The organism is Paraburkholderia sp. J94 (assembly GCF_905220285.1).
GTDB lineage: Bacteria > Pseudomonadota > Gammaproteobacteria > Burkholderiales > Burkholderiaceae > Paraburkholderia > Paraburkholderia tropica_A.
Genome location: NZ_CAJMZH010000003.1, coordinates 289,794 through 303,606 on the forward strand (window position 1 = coordinate 289,794; position 13,813 = coordinate 303,606).

Sequence of the window (13,813 nt, forward strand, 5' to 3'; positions counted from 1 at the left end):
CCTTGTCCATGGGCAAAGTGCGCTTCGGCTAAAATCAAACTATCGCGAGTTTGAGACCAGCGAGTTCGAAACCACTATGTCCCGACGCATCATCCCTGTTGCTGACGCCCGTTCGCTGCCGCCCCGGCTGGCGGCCGACGCCGTGCGCGCGCCAACCGGCGAGGTGTTCGACGCGCTCGCGCGGCCGCTGCGCGATCTGCGCATCTCGGTGACGGACCGCTGCAACTTCCGCTGCGTCTACTGCATGCCGCGCGCGGTGTTCGACAAGGACTACCCGTTCCTGCCGCATTCGGCGCTGCTCTCGCTCGAGGAAATCGAGCGGCTGGCGCGGCTTTTCGTCGCGCAAGGCGTCACCAAGATCCGCCTCACGGGTGGCGAGCCGCTGTTGCGCAAGAACCTCGAATTCCTGATCGAGCGGCTCGCGGCATTGCGCACGGTCGACGGCACGCCGCTCGACATCACGCTGACCACCAACGGCTCGCTGCTGGCCCGCAAGGCGCGCGCGCTGCGCGACGCGGGTCTCACGCGCGTGACCGTGAGTCTCGACGCGCTCGACGACACCCTGTTCCGCCGCATGAACGATGCCGATTTCTCGGTCGCCGACGTGCTGGGCGGCATCGAGGCCGCGCAGGCCGTGGGGCTCGCGCCGATCAAGGTGAACATGGTCGTCAAGCACGGCACCAACGACAGCGAAATCGTCCCGCTCGCGCGCCACTTCCGCGGCACGGGCGTGACGCTGCGCTTCATCGAATACATGGACGTGGGCGCCACGAACGGCTGGAACATGGCCGAAGTGCTGCCGTCCGCCGACGTGGTCGCGCGCATCGCCGAGCACTTCGCGCTCGTGCCGCTCGACGCGCACAGCGCAGCCGAAACCGCGCAGCGCTGGGGTTACGCCGACGGCGCGGGCGAGATCGGCACGATCTCCAGCGTGACGCGCGCGTTCTGCGGCGACTGCACGCGCGCGCGCCTCTCGACCGAGGGCAAGCTGTACCTGTGCCTGTTCGCGTCGATGGGCTACGACCTGCGCGCCCTGTTGCGCGGCGACGCGACCGACGCCGGCATCGCCAGCGCGATCGCCCAGGTCTGGCAGCAGCGCGGCGACCGCTACTCGCAGCTTCGCGGCAGCGCCGACGCGCCCGCAGCCAGCGAGGAACGCCGCATCGAAATGTCCTATATCGGCGGCTGAGCCGCGCATGAACGCACCCCTTCCTGCTTCGTCGATCACCGGCCTCGTCCTCGCGGGCGGCCGCGGCCAGCGCATGGGCGGCGCCGACAAAGGCCTGCAGATGCTGCACGGCCAGCCGCTCGCCGCGCACGTGCTCGCGCGCCTCGCGCCGCAGGTGGGCGCGCTCGCGATCAGCGCCAATCGCAACCGCGACACCTACGCCGAACTGGGCGCGCCGTGGCATGCGCGCGTGATCGGCGATACGCTGCCGGACTTTCCCGGTCCGCTCGCGGGTTTGCTCGCCGGCCTGCGCGCCGCCGCTCAAGGCGAGGCGCGCGCCGCTTCGAACACCACTTCGAGCACCGAATGGCTGCTGAGCGCGCCCTGCGATTCGCCGTGGCTGCCCGCCGATCTCGCCGCGCGTCTCGCCGATGCTGCCTGCGCGCAAGGCGTGCCGATCGCCACCGCGACCACGACCGACGCGGCGGGCGAAGTCTCGCTGCATCCCGTTTTTGCGCTCGTGCACGTCTCGCTCGCCGACGACCTCGCGGCCTTTCTGGACGCGGGCGAGCGCAAGGTGCGTGCGTGGTACGCGCGCCACAAGGCGGCCGAAGTCGCGTTTGCCGACGAGCGTGCGTTTTACAATATCAATTCCTTTCAGGAACTCGCCGACCTCGACCGTGCCTGACGTGCGCAACCGGACACACGCCGCGCGCCGCCAGCTGCCGGCCCACCTGGCCCGCCTCCCAGGACGATCGCCGCACCCATTGTGCGGATGCGACGCTTCTCCACTCGATGACCACGCTTAACACTTTCTCCGGTAGCGCCGCGAGCCTCAGCCAGTTCGATCCTCAAGCCTTGCCCGTCAGCGCCGCTCAAGCCATCGTGCTGCAGTGGGTGACACCGCTGGCCGGGAGCGAACGCGTGCCGCTGCGCGAAGCGCTCGCGCGCGTGCTCGCCGTGGACGTGATCTCGCCGATCGACGTGCCCGCGCACGACAACTCGGCGATGGACGGTTACGCATTCGACGGCGCGGCGCTCGCCGCCGAAGCGCAAGACGGCGCGCTCGCGCTGACGATCGCCGGCAAGGCATTCGCGGGTCATCCGTACACAGGCGGCGTGACGCCCGGCGCATGCGTGCGCATCATGACCGGCGCGCCGATGCCCGCTGGCTGCGACACCGTCGTGCCGCAAGAACGCGTGAAGCGCGTGGAACCGACGCACGCCGGCGAATCCGGCTCGATCCGCTTCGCCGCTCGCGAGGTCGCGCCCGGCGCGAACCGCCGCCGCAAGGGCGAAGACCTCGCACGCGGCGGCGTGGCGCTGCGCGCGGGCCGCGAGCTGCGCGCCTCCGATATCGGCTTGCTCGCCTCGCTCGGTCTCGTCGAAGTCGAAGTGAAGCCGCGCCTGCGCGTGGCCTTCTTTTCGACCGGCGACGAACTGCGCTCGCCCGGCGAACCGCTCGACGCCGGCTGCATCTACGACAGCAACCGCTACACGCTCGGCGCGATGCTGCGCCGCCTGAACGTCGAAGCCATCGATCTCGGCATGGTCCGCGACGAACCCGACGCGCTCGCCGCCACGCTCAAGCAAGCCGCCGCGAGCGCCGACGTCGTACTGACCTCGGGCGGCGTCTCGGTCGGCGAAGCCGACTTCACGCGCACGCAACTGCAAACGCTCGGCGACGTCACGTTCTGGGGCCTCGCCATGCGCCCGGGCCGCCCGCTCGCGTTCGGCCGCATCTGGTCCGGCGGCCGCGCGGGCGTGGGCCGTCCGGCGCTGCTGTTCGGCCTGCCCGGCAATCCGGTCGCGACGATGGTGAGCTTCTACCAGATCGTGCGCCCTGCCCTGATCGCCATGTCGGGCGCGACGCCGCAACCCGTGCCGCTGATCCCCGCGCGCTGCGAAGCGCCGATCAAAAAACGCGCGGGCCGCACCGAATTCCAGCGCGGTGTCGCCGAACGCGACGCGCGTGGCCAGTGGTGCGTCACGCCCACGGGCTCGCAAAGCTCCGGCGCGCTCAGCACGATGAGCGAGGCCAACTGCTTCATCGTGCTCGCGCACGAATCCACCGATCTCGACGTCGGCGATGCCGTCGACGTCATGCTCTTTGACGGGCTCGTCTAGCGCGCGCGGCCCTTTTCCAGCCATCCTGTACACGCTACGTCCATTCGACCTACGGACCGACTTCCATGAAAAAACAGATCTCGTTCATCGCCGCGGGGCAAACCGCCAAAGCGCTCATCCTCGTGTACCTCACGTTCAGCGTGCCGATCGTGCTGCTCGTCGCGGTGGTGGCGTTCTTCCGCTACGGCACTTTCGAACTCGGCACGGTGTTCAGCGCGCTGATCCTCAATGCAATCGTCGGCTTCGTGCTGCTGTGGATTGCCTGCCATCTCTACAACTGGGTGGCGTCGCGCTTCGGCGGCATCGAGATTCATCTCTCCGACGTGCCAGAGGAAGCGTAATGGCCGCCACGATCCGCGCGGCCACGCCCGGCGACGTGAGCGCCATGCACGCGCTCATGTACCAGCTCGCGGAATTCGAAAAGCTCACGCACCTGTTCACCGGCACGCCCGAACTGCTGGCCGACGCACTGTTCGGCGCGCACCCGGCCGCCGAAGCGCTGGTGGCCGACGACGCGGGCAAGATCGTCGGCTATGCGCTGTTCTTCCACAACTATTCGACGTTCCTGGGCCGCCGCGGCCTGTATCTCGAAGACCTCTACATCGAACCGTCGCAGCGCGGCACGGGTCTCGGCACGGCCATGCTGCGCCAGCTCGCGGCCATCGCCGTCGAGCGCCAGTGCGCGCGCTTCGAGTGGAGCGTGCTCGACTGGAACGAGCCGGCCATCCGCTTCTACGAGAAGATGGGCGCGACGGTTTTCCCCGATTGGCGCGTAGTGCGCGTGACGGGCGACGCGCTCGACAAGCTCGCCGCGCCGGGTTAAAGCGCTCGCCTCACCCCGCAAGGCACGAAAAAAACGGGCCGTCCGCAGCGATGCGGGCGGCCCGTTTTTCTTAAGGGCATATCGATACTGCGTCTATTCGTCTCCGTTGCGCAACGCGTCGCCGAGCAGATTCGACGCCTCCTCGCCCGGCAAGGCCTCCACGTCGCGCAGCTTGCGGTTCATCGCGCGCGTGCGCACTTCGGCGGCCTCGATCGAGCGCGTGACCGTTTCCAGCTGCGTTTTGGTTCGCGCAAGCACGTCGCCGAACTTGCCGAACTCGGTTTTCACCGCGCCCAGCACCTGCCACACCTCGCTCGAACGCTGCTCGATGGCGAGCGTGCGGAAGCCCATCTGCAAGCTGTTGAGCAACGCCGTGAGCGTGGTCGGCCCGGCAACGGTCACGCGGAAATCGCGCTGGAGCACATCGGTCAAACCCGGGCGACGCAGGATTTCGGCGTAAAGCCCTTCGGTCGGCAAAAACAGCAGCGCGAAATCGGTCGTGTGCGGCGGCGCGACGTATTTCTCGGCGATGGTGCGAGCTTCCGCGCGTATGCGCGTTTCGAGCGCGCGCCCCGCTTCCTCGATGCCGCCGAGATCGGCGCGCTCCTGAGCGTCGATGAGCCGCTCGTAGTCCTCGCGCGGAAACTTCGCATCGACGGGCAGCCAGACCGGCGCGCTGTCCGCGCCGCCGGGCTTGATGCCCTTGCCCGGCAGCCGGATCGCAAACTCCACGCGTTCGCTGCTGCCCGGCACGGTCGCCACGTTCTTCGCGAACTGGTCGGGCGTGAGCATCTGCTCCAGCAGCGCTTCGAGCTGCACCTCGCCCCACGTGCCGCGCGTTTTCACGTTCGTGAGCACCTTTTTCAGATCGCCCACGCCCGCCGCCAGCGTCTGCATTTCGCCGAGGCCGCGATGCACCTGCTCCAGCCGGTCCGAGACCAGCTTGAACGATTCGCCGAGACGCTGTTCGAGCGTGGCATGCAGCTTTTCGTCGACGGTGCGGCGCATCTCTTCGAGCTTCGCCGCGTTGTTCGCCTCGATGTCCTTGAGGCGCTGTTCGAGCGTCGCGCGCACTTCGGCGAAGCGCCGGTCGTTGGCCTCGGTCAGCTGCGCGAGCTGCTGACCGAGTACCGTGCCGAAGTGGCGCAGCGCCGTGGCCTGCTCCTCGCGCGCCTGCTGCGCCTGCACGTGCAGGCTCTGGCGCACGGCGTCGAGCTGCTGCGCGTTGCTCTCCGTGAGCTTGACGAGCTGTTGCGCGAAGCCATCGATCTGGCCGTTCTGCACAGTCGCGATGCTCGTGAGATGCGCCGCGAGCGCCTGCTGCACCTGCGCGAAACCGCCGCCGAACTCGCTGCGCGAAGCCTGCGCCGTGCGCGCGATCTCGTTGCGCAACTCGCGCTCGATACGCTCGGCCGCACGCGTCTGCGTCTCGGTCGAGGCGGCGACGCGGTCGCTCAATTGATCGAGCGCGTCGAGCGCCGCTTCGTCGTGCGAGCTGCCGCGCGCGCGCAGCAGCACGATCACGGCAAACGCCAGCGCGACCGCCAGCACGGCGAGCGCCGCTAACGCCAGCGCCATCAACCACTCAGCACTCATGCGCGCGCTTTCCCGATCACGCCCGGATTGATCGCATTGGGCGGCTGGCCCGCACGCGGCCCGAGACCGAGCCCGGCGATCAGATTGTCGGCGGCGAGGTTGGCCATGGCACGGCGCGTGGCGTCGCTCGCGCTCGCGATGTGCGGCGTCAGCACGACGTTATCGACTTCGAGCAGCGCCGGATGCACGCTCGGCTCGCCTTCGAACACGTCGAGGCCCGCCGAGGCGATACGGCGCTCGCGCAGCGCCTGCGCCAGCGCCGCGTCGTCGACGATGCCGCCGCGCGCGATATTCGTGAGCGTAGCCGTGGGTTTCATCAGCGCGAGTTCGGCCGCGCCGATCGTGTGATGGTTTTCGGGCGTGTACGGCAGCACCAGCACGACGTGATCGGCCTGCTTGAGCAGGTCTTCCTTCGAGCGGTATTCCGCGTTCAGTTCGCGCTCGATCTCGGGCGCGACGCGCGAACGATTGTGATAGATCACGCGCATGTTGAAGCCGCGCGCGCGGCGCGCGAGCGCCTGGCCGATGCGGCCCATGCCGATCACGCCGAGCGTCGCGCCATGCACGTCCGCGCCGAGGAACATGTCGAACGACCACTTCTGCCACTTGCCCGCGCGCAGATAGTGCTCCGATTCCGTCACGCGGCGCGCGGCGGCCATCATCAGCGCCCAGCCGAAGTCGGCGGTGGTCTCGTTGAGCACGTCGGGCGTGTTGGTGCCGAGCACGTTCGCGGCGTTGAACGCGGCCATGTCGAAGTTGTTGTAGCCCACGGCCATGTTCGAGACCACGCGCAGACGCGGCGCGGCGGCGAAGGTCGAGGCGTCGATGGGGTCGCCCATCGTAATCGCACCGTCCTTGTCGGCGAGACGCGCCTTGAGCGCGTCGGCGGACAGCGTTTCGCCGTTGTTCCAGTCCACGTCGACATACTGCTTGAGACGGTCGATCACGTCAGGAAAGATCGGGCGCGCCACGAGAATCTTTTGCATCGTTGCTCTCCACACTGCTGAGGTTGATCCGCACGCCGCTGTGCCGCGCGCGGTTGGCTGGTCCGCCAGGGTCTCGATATCGGCGCTATTTTCCCGCGCCTGCACGCGCCGGCATAGTCAGCCGAATGGCTAATGCGCGAATCGGGGCAAATCGGTGCAAATCGGCGCAATCCCGCCCGGCTCAATCGAAAAAGAGCCAGGTCGCCGCCGCGAACACGGGCGTGAGCACCGCGCACGACCAGCCAAGATAGCCGAAGAAGCCCGGCATGCGCACGCCGCGTTGCTGCGCGATGGCCTTGACCATGAAGTTCGGCGCGTTGCCGATGTAGGTCACCGCGCCCATCCACACAGCGCCCGCCGAAATCGCGGCGAGCGTTTTCGCGCCGCCCGTCATGAGCGCCTGCGCGTCGCCGCCCGCGAGATTGAAGAACACGAGATACGTGGGCGCGTTGTCGAGAAACGACGACAGCAGGCCCGTCGCCCAGAAGTAAAGCGCGTCGTTCGGGCGGCCCGGCGCATCGTTGACGAAGGCGATCAGCGAGGCAAACGCGCCCGCCTCGCCCGCGCGCAGCATCGCGATCACCGGCGTGATCGTCACGAAGATGCCCGCGAACAACTTCGCCACCTCGACGATGGGCGCCCAGTCGAAATCATTGTCGGCACGCGCCTCGCGCGACGTGAACACATACGACACGATCGCCAGCACGATCAGCCCGGCGTCGCGCACGACGTTCTGAAGTTCGAGCCGCGCACCAGGCAGATCGACGCCGATACCCGGCTTCCAGACGCCGCTCGTCAGCACGAGCGCGATCACGCCCGCGAGCAGCGCGAAGTTGGCCTTGCCGCCGATGCCGAGCCGTCCGGTATCGGGCGTCGGATCGAGAAACGGCGCGCGCACCTCGTCCGCGCGCCGGAACAGCCACGTGTCGATCACGAAGAACGCGGCGAGCAGCACGCCGCAGACGAACAGCATCGGCAGCGCGAGATGCTGCGCCGTCCAGAAGAAGCCGACGCCATTGAGAAAACCGAGGAACAGCGGCGGATCGCCGAGCGGCGTGAGCGAGCCGCCCGCGTTCGCCACGAGGAAGATGAAGAACACGACCACGTGCGTGTTGTGGCGGCGATTGTCGTTGGCGCGCAGCAGCGGGCGGATCAGCAGCATGGCCGCGCCGGTCGTGCCCATCACGCTCGCGAGCACGGCGCCGAGCGCGAGGATCGCGGTATTGGTGCGCGGCGAGCCACGCAGATTGCCGTAGACGCAGATGCCGCCCGCGATCGTATAGAGCGCGCCGAGCAGCACGATGAAGGGCAGATATTCGTCGACGAGCGCGTGCAGAAAAAGCGGATACGTGGCCGCGATGCCGTGCGACGCCGCGAACGTCGCGAGAAACGCGAGCGCCCACGCCGCCGAGATCTTGCCGAAATGCTGATGCCAGAACGTGGCCGCGAACATCGGAAACAGCGCGATCGAGAGCAGCATGCAGGCGAACGGCAGGCCCCAGGTCGCGGAGAGCGCCGCGCCGTCCACGCCCGCACCGCCCGCCCCGCCCGATGCCTGCGCCGTGCCCGCGCAACACGCCAGCACGGCCGCGAGCGCGAATCGCCTTGCCGGTGTCGAAACGCGTGCCGCGCGCGGACCCGTCAACGCGTCACGCACCCTGCACGACGATCACGTGCACGCGATACGGCCCATGTGCGCCGAGGACGATGGTCTGTTCGATGTCGCCGGTGCGCGACGGCCCCGAGACGAAATTGACCGCGCGCGGCAACTCGCCGCGTTCGGCGCGCATGAGCGCGAAGGCATCTTCGTGACCCGCGACGATGCGTGAAGCGGGCACGATGGCGATGTGCGTTTCGGGCAGCAGCGCGCCCGAGGCCCACGTTTGCGGCCCCGACAGCAGCACCAGCGTGCCGGTCTCGGCGGTCGCGCAAAAGCAGCCCGTGAGGCCGACGAGATCGCGATCTTCGGGTTTGCGGAACGCGACCGTGAGGCCCGCTGCGGCCCAGTCGAACGATTCGAGCGTCTCCCAGGCGACGGCCTGCGTGGGCAACTGGAGCGAGGCGAGATAGCGCGCGGCGGCGGCGGGCACGTCGGCGAGCTGCGCGACTTCGTCGACCGTGGACGCCATCTTCTTCGCCTCGACGACAAAGCGCGCGACGAGGTCGCCGTCCATCGGCGGACGCGGCCCTTGCGGATGGCGCGCGAGATAGTCGGCGACGGCTTCCCGTTCGTGCGCGGCGGGCGTCGCGTCGCGACCCTGAGCCGCGCGGATGCGCGCGAGCATGCTGCGGCGGGCGGCCGTGGTATCCATGTGCGTCCTCGTCAGATGAAGAAAAGCGACGCGCCGATTATACCGGGGCGTCGCTCGCATTCAGGCACGTATCAGGCACGTATCAGGCACGCATACGGCGCACGAAGCATGCGCCGCCTGCGTGGTTCATGCGCAAATTTACTTGCCCGCGGTCTCCACTTCCGTCGGCTGCTCGATGCCGAACACCTGACGCAGATAGGCCAGATACGCCTTGTCGTCGCACATGTTCTTGCCCGGCGAATCGGACAGCTTGGCGACCGGCTGACCATTGCAGCGGACCATCTTGATGACGATCTGCAGCGGCTGATAACCGAGGTCGTTGGTGAGATTCGTGCCCACGCCGAACGCGAGACGGCAACGGTCCTTGAAGCGCTCGTACAGGCGCAGCACCTTCGGAATGTCGAGCGCGTCCGAGAAGATCATGGTCTTCGTGCGGCCGTCGACGCGATTGTCCTCGTAGTGCTTGAGCAGGCGCTCGCCCCACTCGAACGGATCGCCCGAATCGTGGCGCGCGCCGTCGAACAGCTTGCAGAAGTACATGTCGAAGTCGCGCAGGAAAGCCTGCATGCCGTAGACATCCGACAACGCGATGCCGAGGTCGCCGCGATATTCCTTCGCCCACATCTCGAAGCCGTAGATCTGCGAATCGCGCAGACGCGGCCCGAGCGCCTGGCACGCCTGCAGATACTCGTGCGCCATCGTGCCGAGCGGCGTGAGGTTGTGCTTCATCGCGTAGTAGACGTTGCTCGTGCCCGTGAACTGCTCGCCGAGATCTTCCTTGAGCGTGAGGATCACCTCTTCGTGCCAGCGCTTCGAGAAGCGGCGGCGCGTGCCGTAATCGGCGATCTTGCAGTCGGCGAACTCGGGCTTCGCGCCGAGCAGCTCGATCTTGCGGCGCAGGCGCTCGCGGCCCTCTTCGTATTGCGGATGATGCTGCGTGTTGCGGAAATACACCTCGTTGACGATCGCGAGCACCGGAATCTCGAACAGGATCGTGTGCAGCCACGGACCCTTGATCTCGATATCGATTTCGCCGTTGTTCTTCGGCGACGGCGTGACGGAGATGTACTTCTCGTTCAGATGGAACAGCGCGAGGAAATCGACGAAATCGCCCTTCACGAAGCGCATCTTGCGCAGATATTCGAGCTCGGGTTCGGCGAAACGCAGGCGGCAGAGCTTGGAAATCTCACTGCGGATTTCGTCGACGTACGGCACGAGATCGACGTCCGGCGTGCGGCAGCGGAAGCGATATTCGACGTTGGCCGCGGGGAAATGATGCAGCACCACCTGCATCATCGTGAATTTGTACAGATCGGTATCGAGCAGCGAAGTAATGACCATGATTGACTAGCCGGACTGCAATCGGAGGATGCACGCCTCGTTTTCCGAGCCGCCGTCGCGCCTTTTGGGGCTGGCGGCGGCGCCTGGGACGGCGGACATCAGCGGTGCGCCCATGTTACCCGAATGCGGCATTCGGACGCGGGCTTGCTTGCACGACCGTGGCGCGCGCATGGATATTGCGCAAGGAATCGGCCGCCGGTTCAAGCACATGCCGCGCCGCATAAACTAATCACGAAACGATATAAAAGGCGCGCCGGCGGTGTGGATAGGGAAATTCCCATTCAGTTACAATACCGCTTTTGGCGCGCGTCAATCCAGCGCCATCCCCAATACAAAAGCTTGCAGGAGCTGCCTGAATGACCCACGTTGTGACCGAAAGCTGCATCAAGTGCCGCTATACCGACTGCGTCGATGTGTGCCCGGTGGACTGCTTTCGCGAAGGTCCCAACTTCCTCGCGATCGACCCGGACGAGTGCATCGACTGCGCCGTGTGCGTGGCTGAGTGCCCGGTGAACGCCATCTACGCCGAAGAAGATGTGCCTGGCGACCAGCAGGACTTCATCGCGCTGAACGCCGATCTCGCCAAGAACTGGCCGAGCATCACGAAAACCAAGGCTGCCCTGCCGGAAGCCGAGGAATTCAAGGACATCAAGGACAAGCTCGCGCTGCTCGAGCGCTAAGCCACGGTCCGGGGCCGCATCGTCTCGCCGCGTCGCTGAAGACGGTCAACCCGTCGAACAATCCTTTTGAAGGAGGATTGTTTTAAAAAGATGGCGACAAGGTGTTGACAGACTCCGCCAAGCCCCATAGAATCTCGTTCTCTGCTTTTGTTGATCCCCGATAGCTCAGTCGGTAGAGCGCCGGACTGTTAATCCGTAGGTCCCTGGTTCGAGCCCAGGTCGGGGAGCCAAGATTCGCAAAAGCCCGTTCGCGTTGGCGACAGCGCACACGGGCTTTTTCATGAAGTTAAAAAGTTGTAGATGTACTGCTGTTCCCCGATAGCTCAGTCGGTAGAGCGCCGGACTGTTAATCCGTAGGTCCCTGGTTCGAGCCCAGGTCGGGGAGCCAAAATATCGAAGCCGTTGCGTTTTTGCGCAACGGCTTTTTTCTTTTGGTCGTTCGCTGTTTGCGCGAACCCGGCGTCGCATCGTCTCCCGCACCGCTCCCCTGCCGATGCACCATGGCATAATCTGCCAATCCCAGTCTGTCATCGAGGGCGCTGCCATGCCGACCCGAAACGTCGTTCTCACGGACCATCAGGCAAAGCTGATCGACACGCTCGTCAATTCGGGACGATTCCAGAATGCGAGCGAAGTGCTGCGCGCCGGCCTGCGCCTGATCGAGCGCGACGAAGCCGAATCGCAGGCGCGGATCGAAGCACTGCGCGACGCCGTGCGCACCGGTCAAGCCGATGCCGATGCCGGCCGCGTTCACGTGTTCGCCGCCGGGCAAGGTTTGGCCGAACATCTCGACAGCCTTGCCGACAGCGCCGTGGCAACGGCCCGCGCGACGAAGCGCGCACAGTGACGCGCCGCAAGATCCTCTGGACAATTCACCTCACCGAATCGGCGCAATCCGATTTTCAAGACATCGTGCGCTGGACCGCCGAACGCTTCGGCCCCTCTCAGGCACGCAGTTACGCCACGACGCTCTCGCTCGCCCTGCAAGCGCTCACGGCCGGGCCGGCCATCCCGGGCGCACGTGAACGCGACGAGATCGCTCCAGGCTTGATGACGCTTCACGTCGCTCGCCAGGGCCGCAAAGGCCGCCACTTCGTCATGTTTCGCGTCAATCCGCGAGAAGCGCAGACGATCGACGTACTGCGCATTCTGCACGACGCGATGGATCTGCCCGAGCACGTGTAGCTTCCCCCTGCCACCCCACCCCGCCCTGCCCGATAATAACCACTCGTCATCCTCGGGAATTCGCATGAAATCCATCCGCCTTGCCTCGACGCTCGCCGCACTCGTCTGCGCATCGGGCATCGCGCACGCCGAACAGATCGGCAGCGTGAACACCAACTTCCGCATGACCGGCTCCGACAAGGTCGTCGTCGAGGCCTACGACGATCCCGCCGTGACCGGTGTGACCTGTTACGTGTCGCGTGCGCGCACCGGCGGCGTGAAAGGCACACTGGGCATCGCCGAGGATCCGACCGAAGCGTCGATCGCCTGCCGCCAGGTCGGTCCGATCAGCTTCGGCGCCCCGCTCAAGCAACAGGCCGACGTCTTCAACGAGCGCATGTCGTTTCTCTTCAAGACGCTGCACGTCGTGCGCGTGGTCGACACCAAACGCAACGCGCTCGTCTATCTGACCTACAGCGACCGCGTCGTGAGCGGCAGCGCGAAGAACAGCGTAACCGCCGTGCCGATGCCCGCCGGCACCACCATCCCGGTGCGCTAAACTGGACTGTCACGCCGCCTGAAACCCGACCGCGCGCCGCCGCCATGAACCTTCCCCGTTTTCGCGATTCCGCCCGTTACTGGCGCTCGCCGCTGTTGCCCGGCGGCGATCTGCTCACGGCCGAATATCACGATCACGAGTTCTCGCCGCACTGGCACGAGGCGTACACGGTGCCGGTGATCGAGGACGGCGCGGAGTGCTTCCGCTACCGCGGCGCGCATCACGTGGCGGAAACCGGCACGGTGCCGGTCATCAATCCGGGCGAGGTGCACACGGGCTCGCGCGCCGTCGACGAAGGCTGGCGCTATCGCGTGATCTACGTGCCGGTCGATTATCTGCACGGGCTTGCGGCGGAAATCGCGGGTCGTGCGCAGCCGCTGCCCTGGTTCGCCGCCGATGTGATCCGCGACCCCGATCTCGCGCAACGGCTTTCGTACGCGCATCGCCTGCTCGAAGCCGATGCCGATGCTCGGCGCGCCGATCCCGCAACGGGCAGCGACACCGGCGCGCCCGTGCAGCCCGAACCCGATCTGCTCGCCGTCGAAGGCGCCTTGCTCGACGCGCTCTCGGCGCTGCTCACGCGCCACGCGCGCACGCGTGAAGCGCCGATCGGCCCGCACACGAACGATCCGCGCGTCGAGACCATGAAGGCGCTGCTGGCCGCCGATCTGCCCGCGCCGCTGCGCGTGGCCGATCTTGCCCAGGCAGTCGGCCTGTCGCCGTTCCACGCCACGCGCCTCTTCACCCAGGCGACCGGCCTGCCGCCGCACGCGTGGCGCACGCAGGTGCGCCTGCAGCGCGCACTCGGCCCGCTGCGCGCGGGCGCTTCGGTCGCCGACGTCGCCGCCGCCAGCGGTTTCGCCGATCAGAGCCACTTCACGCGCCACTTCCGCCGCATGTTCGGCGTGCCGCCGGGACGCTGGCAGTCGTCCTGATCCCTCATCGGCGACGACTGAGCGCGGCGACGCCGCAAGATCGTACAAGCCACCCGACGCGCCGCTCGCTATGCTGCTTTCCGAATCAGGAGAGACAGCTTGACCACCCATCCCCATCGATA

Annotated in this window: 15 protein-coding genes and 2 tRNA genes; 12 read left to right on the forward strand and 5 right to left on the reverse strand. The window is 66.7% G+C overall.

Annotation, left to right across the window (positions count from 1 at the left end; genetic code table 11):
• Positions 1-76 precede the first annotated feature (76 nt).
• The 5 genes from moaA to U4Y88_RS07555 all read left to right on the forward strand — a co-directional run bounded on the left by moaA (position 77) and on the right by U4Y88_RS07555 (position 4,118).
• Positions 77-1,189 (forward strand): GTP 3',8-cyclase MoaA, encoded by a 1,113-nt coding sequence (gene moaA / locus U4Y88_RS07535; protein WP_321783211.1) that lies wholly within the window; start codon positions 77-79, stop codon positions 1,187-1,189.
• Positions 1,190-1,196: 7 nt separating this feature from the next.
• Complete coding sequence (gene mobA / locus U4Y88_RS07540; protein ID WP_321783213.1) at positions 1,197-1,856, forward strand: molybdenum cofactor guanylyltransferase MobA; 660 nt, start codon at positions 1,197-1,199, stop codon at positions 1,854-1,856.
• A gap of 107 nt (positions 1,857-1,963) precedes the next feature.
• Positions 1,964-3,295: a gephyrin-like molybdotransferase Glp gene (glp, locus tag U4Y88_RS07545; RefSeq protein WP_321783215.1), complete on the forward strand. Its 1,332-nt coding sequence runs from the start codon at positions 1,964-1,966 to the stop codon at positions 3,293-3,295.
• Between the two features lie 65 nt (positions 3,296-3,360).
• Positions 3,361-3,636 (forward strand): hypothetical protein, encoded by a 276-nt coding sequence (locus U4Y88_RS07550; protein WP_065061294.1) that lies wholly within the window; start codon positions 3,361-3,363, stop codon positions 3,634-3,636.
• Entirely contained in the window at positions 3,636-4,118 is a 483-nt protein-coding gene (locus U4Y88_RS07555; protein ID WP_224008247.1) for a GNAT family N-acetyltransferase, read from the forward strand. The genes U4Y88_RS07550 and U4Y88_RS07555 overlap by 1 nt, the downstream gene beginning before the upstream one ends.
• Positions 4,119-4,211: 93 nt before the next feature.
• Here U4Y88_RS07555 and rmuC read toward each other — a convergent pair whose 3' ends face one another.
• The 5 genes from rmuC to pncB all read right to left on the reverse strand — a co-directional run bounded on the left by rmuC (position 4,212) and on the right by pncB (position 10,353).
• A complete protein-coding gene (gene rmuC / locus U4Y88_RS07560) occupies positions 4,212-5,714 on the reverse strand; it encodes a DNA recombination protein RmuC (RefSeq protein WP_321783217.1) in 1,503 nt (500 codons plus the stop codon).
• On the reverse strand, positions 5,711-6,700 hold the full coding sequence (locus U4Y88_RS07565) for a D-glycerate dehydrogenase (RefSeq protein WP_321783219.1): 990 nt from the start codon (positions 6,698-6,700) through the stop codon (positions 5,711-5,713). The genes rmuC and U4Y88_RS07565 overlap by 4 nt, the downstream gene beginning before the upstream one ends.
• Positions 6,701-6,881: 181 nt before the next feature.
• Positions 6,882-8,285 carry a sodium:proton antiporter gene (locus U4Y88_RS07570; RefSeq protein WP_321783410.1) on the reverse strand — a complete coding sequence of 468 codons (1,404 nt, stop codon included), beginning with the start codon at positions 8,283-8,285 and terminating at the stop codon, positions 6,882-6,884.
• Between the two features lie 64 nt (positions 8,286-8,349).
• Complete coding sequence (locus U4Y88_RS07575; protein ID WP_321783221.1) at positions 8,350-9,012, reverse strand: lactate utilization protein C; 663 nt, start codon at positions 9,010-9,012, stop codon at positions 8,350-8,352.
• 138 nt (positions 9,013-9,150) lie between these two features.
• Positions 9,151-10,353 carry a nicotinate phosphoribosyltransferase gene (gene pncB / locus U4Y88_RS07580; RefSeq protein WP_224008239.1) on the reverse strand — a complete coding sequence of 401 codons (1,203 nt, stop codon included), beginning with the start codon at positions 10,351-10,353 and terminating at the stop codon, positions 9,151-9,153.
• Positions 10,354-10,709: 356 nt separating this feature from the next.
• Between pncB and fdxA the strand changes: the two genes are divergently transcribed.
• The 7 genes from fdxA to U4Y88_RS07615 all read left to right on the forward strand — a co-directional run bounded on the left by fdxA (position 10,710) and on the right by U4Y88_RS07615 (position 13,691).
• Positions 10,710-11,033 carry a ferredoxin FdxA gene (gene fdxA, locus U4Y88_RS07585; protein WP_065061288.1) on the forward strand — a complete coding sequence of 108 codons (324 nt, stop codon included), beginning with the start codon at positions 10,710-10,712 and terminating at the stop codon, positions 11,031-11,033.
• A 154-nt stretch (positions 11,034-11,187) separates the two neighbouring features.
• Positions 11,188-11,263: transfer RNA gene (locus U4Y88_RS07590), tRNA-Asn, on the forward strand.
• A gap of 82 nt (positions 11,264-11,345) precedes the next feature.
• Positions 11,346-11,421: transfer RNA gene (locus U4Y88_RS07595), tRNA-Asn, on the forward strand.
• A gap of 105 nt (positions 11,422-11,526) precedes the next feature.
• Positions 11,527-11,880: a type II toxin-antitoxin system ParD family antitoxin gene (locus U4Y88_RS07600; RefSeq protein ID WP_321783223.1), complete on the forward strand. Its 354-nt coding sequence runs from the start codon at positions 11,527-11,529 to the stop codon at positions 11,878-11,880.
• Entirely contained in the window at positions 11,877-12,218 is a 342-nt protein-coding gene (locus U4Y88_RS07605; RefSeq protein ID WP_321783225.1) for a type II toxin-antitoxin system RelE/ParE family toxin, read from the forward strand. Before U4Y88_RS07600 ends, U4Y88_RS07605 begins: the two co-directional genes overlap by 4 nt.
• Before the next feature lie 64 nt (positions 12,219-12,282).
• Positions 12,283-12,756, forward strand: coding sequence for a CreA family protein (locus tag U4Y88_RS07610; RefSeq protein WP_224008233.1), 474 nt, complete (start codon positions 12,283-12,285; stop codon positions 12,754-12,756).
• A 44-nt stretch (positions 12,757-12,800) separates the two neighbouring features.
• Positions 12,801-13,691, forward strand: coding sequence for an AraC family transcriptional regulator (locus tag U4Y88_RS07615; RefSeq protein WP_321783227.1), 891 nt, complete (start codon positions 12,801-12,803; stop codon positions 13,689-13,691).
• The last annotated feature ends 122 nt before the right edge of the window (positions 13,692-13,813 follow it).

What these genes read in the sequence shown, in the direction of transcription:
- moaA (WP_321783211.1), top strand. Translation starts at nt 77, where the DNA reads ATGTCCCGACGCATCATCCCTGTTGCTGACGCCCGTTCGCTGCCGCCC.
- mobA (WP_321783213.1), top strand. Translation starts at nt 1,197, where the DNA reads ATGAACGCACCCCTTCCTGCTTCGTCGATCACCGGCCTCGTCCTCGCG.
- glp (WP_321783215.1), top strand. Translation starts at nt 1,964, where the DNA reads ATGACCACGCTTAACACTTTCTCCGGTAGCGCCGCGAGCCTCAGCCAG.
- U4Y88_RS07550 (WP_065061294.1), top strand. Translation starts at nt 3,361, where the DNA reads ATGAAAAAACAGATCTCGTTCATCGCCGCGGGGCAAACCGCCAAAGCG.
- U4Y88_RS07555 (WP_224008247.1), top strand. Translation starts at nt 3,636, where the DNA reads ATGGCCGCCACGATCCGCGCGGCCACGCCCGGCGACGTGAGCGCCATG.
- rmuC (WP_321783217.1), bottom strand. Translation starts at nt 5,714, where the DNA reads ATGAGTGCTGAGTGGTTGATGGCGCTGGCGTTAGCGGCGCTCGCCGTG.
- U4Y88_RS07565 (WP_321783219.1), bottom strand. Translation starts at nt 6,700, where the DNA reads ATGCAAAAGATTCTCGTGGCGCGCCCGATCTTTCCTGACGTGATCGAC.
- U4Y88_RS07575 (WP_321783221.1), bottom strand. Translation starts at nt 9,012, where the DNA reads ATGGATACCACGGCCGCCCGCCGCAGCATGCTCGCGCGCATCCGCGCG.
- pncB (WP_224008239.1), bottom strand. Translation starts at nt 10,353, where the DNA reads ATGGTCATTACTTCGCTGCTCGATACCGATCTGTACAAATTCACGATG.
- fdxA (WP_065061288.1), top strand. Translation starts at nt 10,710, where the DNA reads ATGACCCACGTTGTGACCGAAAGCTGCATCAAGTGCCGCTATACCGAC.
- U4Y88_RS07600 (WP_321783223.1), top strand. Translation starts at nt 11,527, where the DNA reads ATGCACCATGGCATAATCTGCCAATCCCAGTCTGTCATCGAGGGCGCT.
- U4Y88_RS07610 (WP_224008233.1), top strand. Translation starts at nt 12,283, where the DNA reads ATGAAATCCATCCGCCTTGCCTCGACGCTCGCCGCACTCGTCTGCGCA.
- U4Y88_RS07615 (WP_321783227.1), top strand. Translation starts at nt 12,801, where the DNA reads ATGAACCTTCCCCGTTTTCGCGATTCCGCCCGTTACTGGCGCTCGCCG.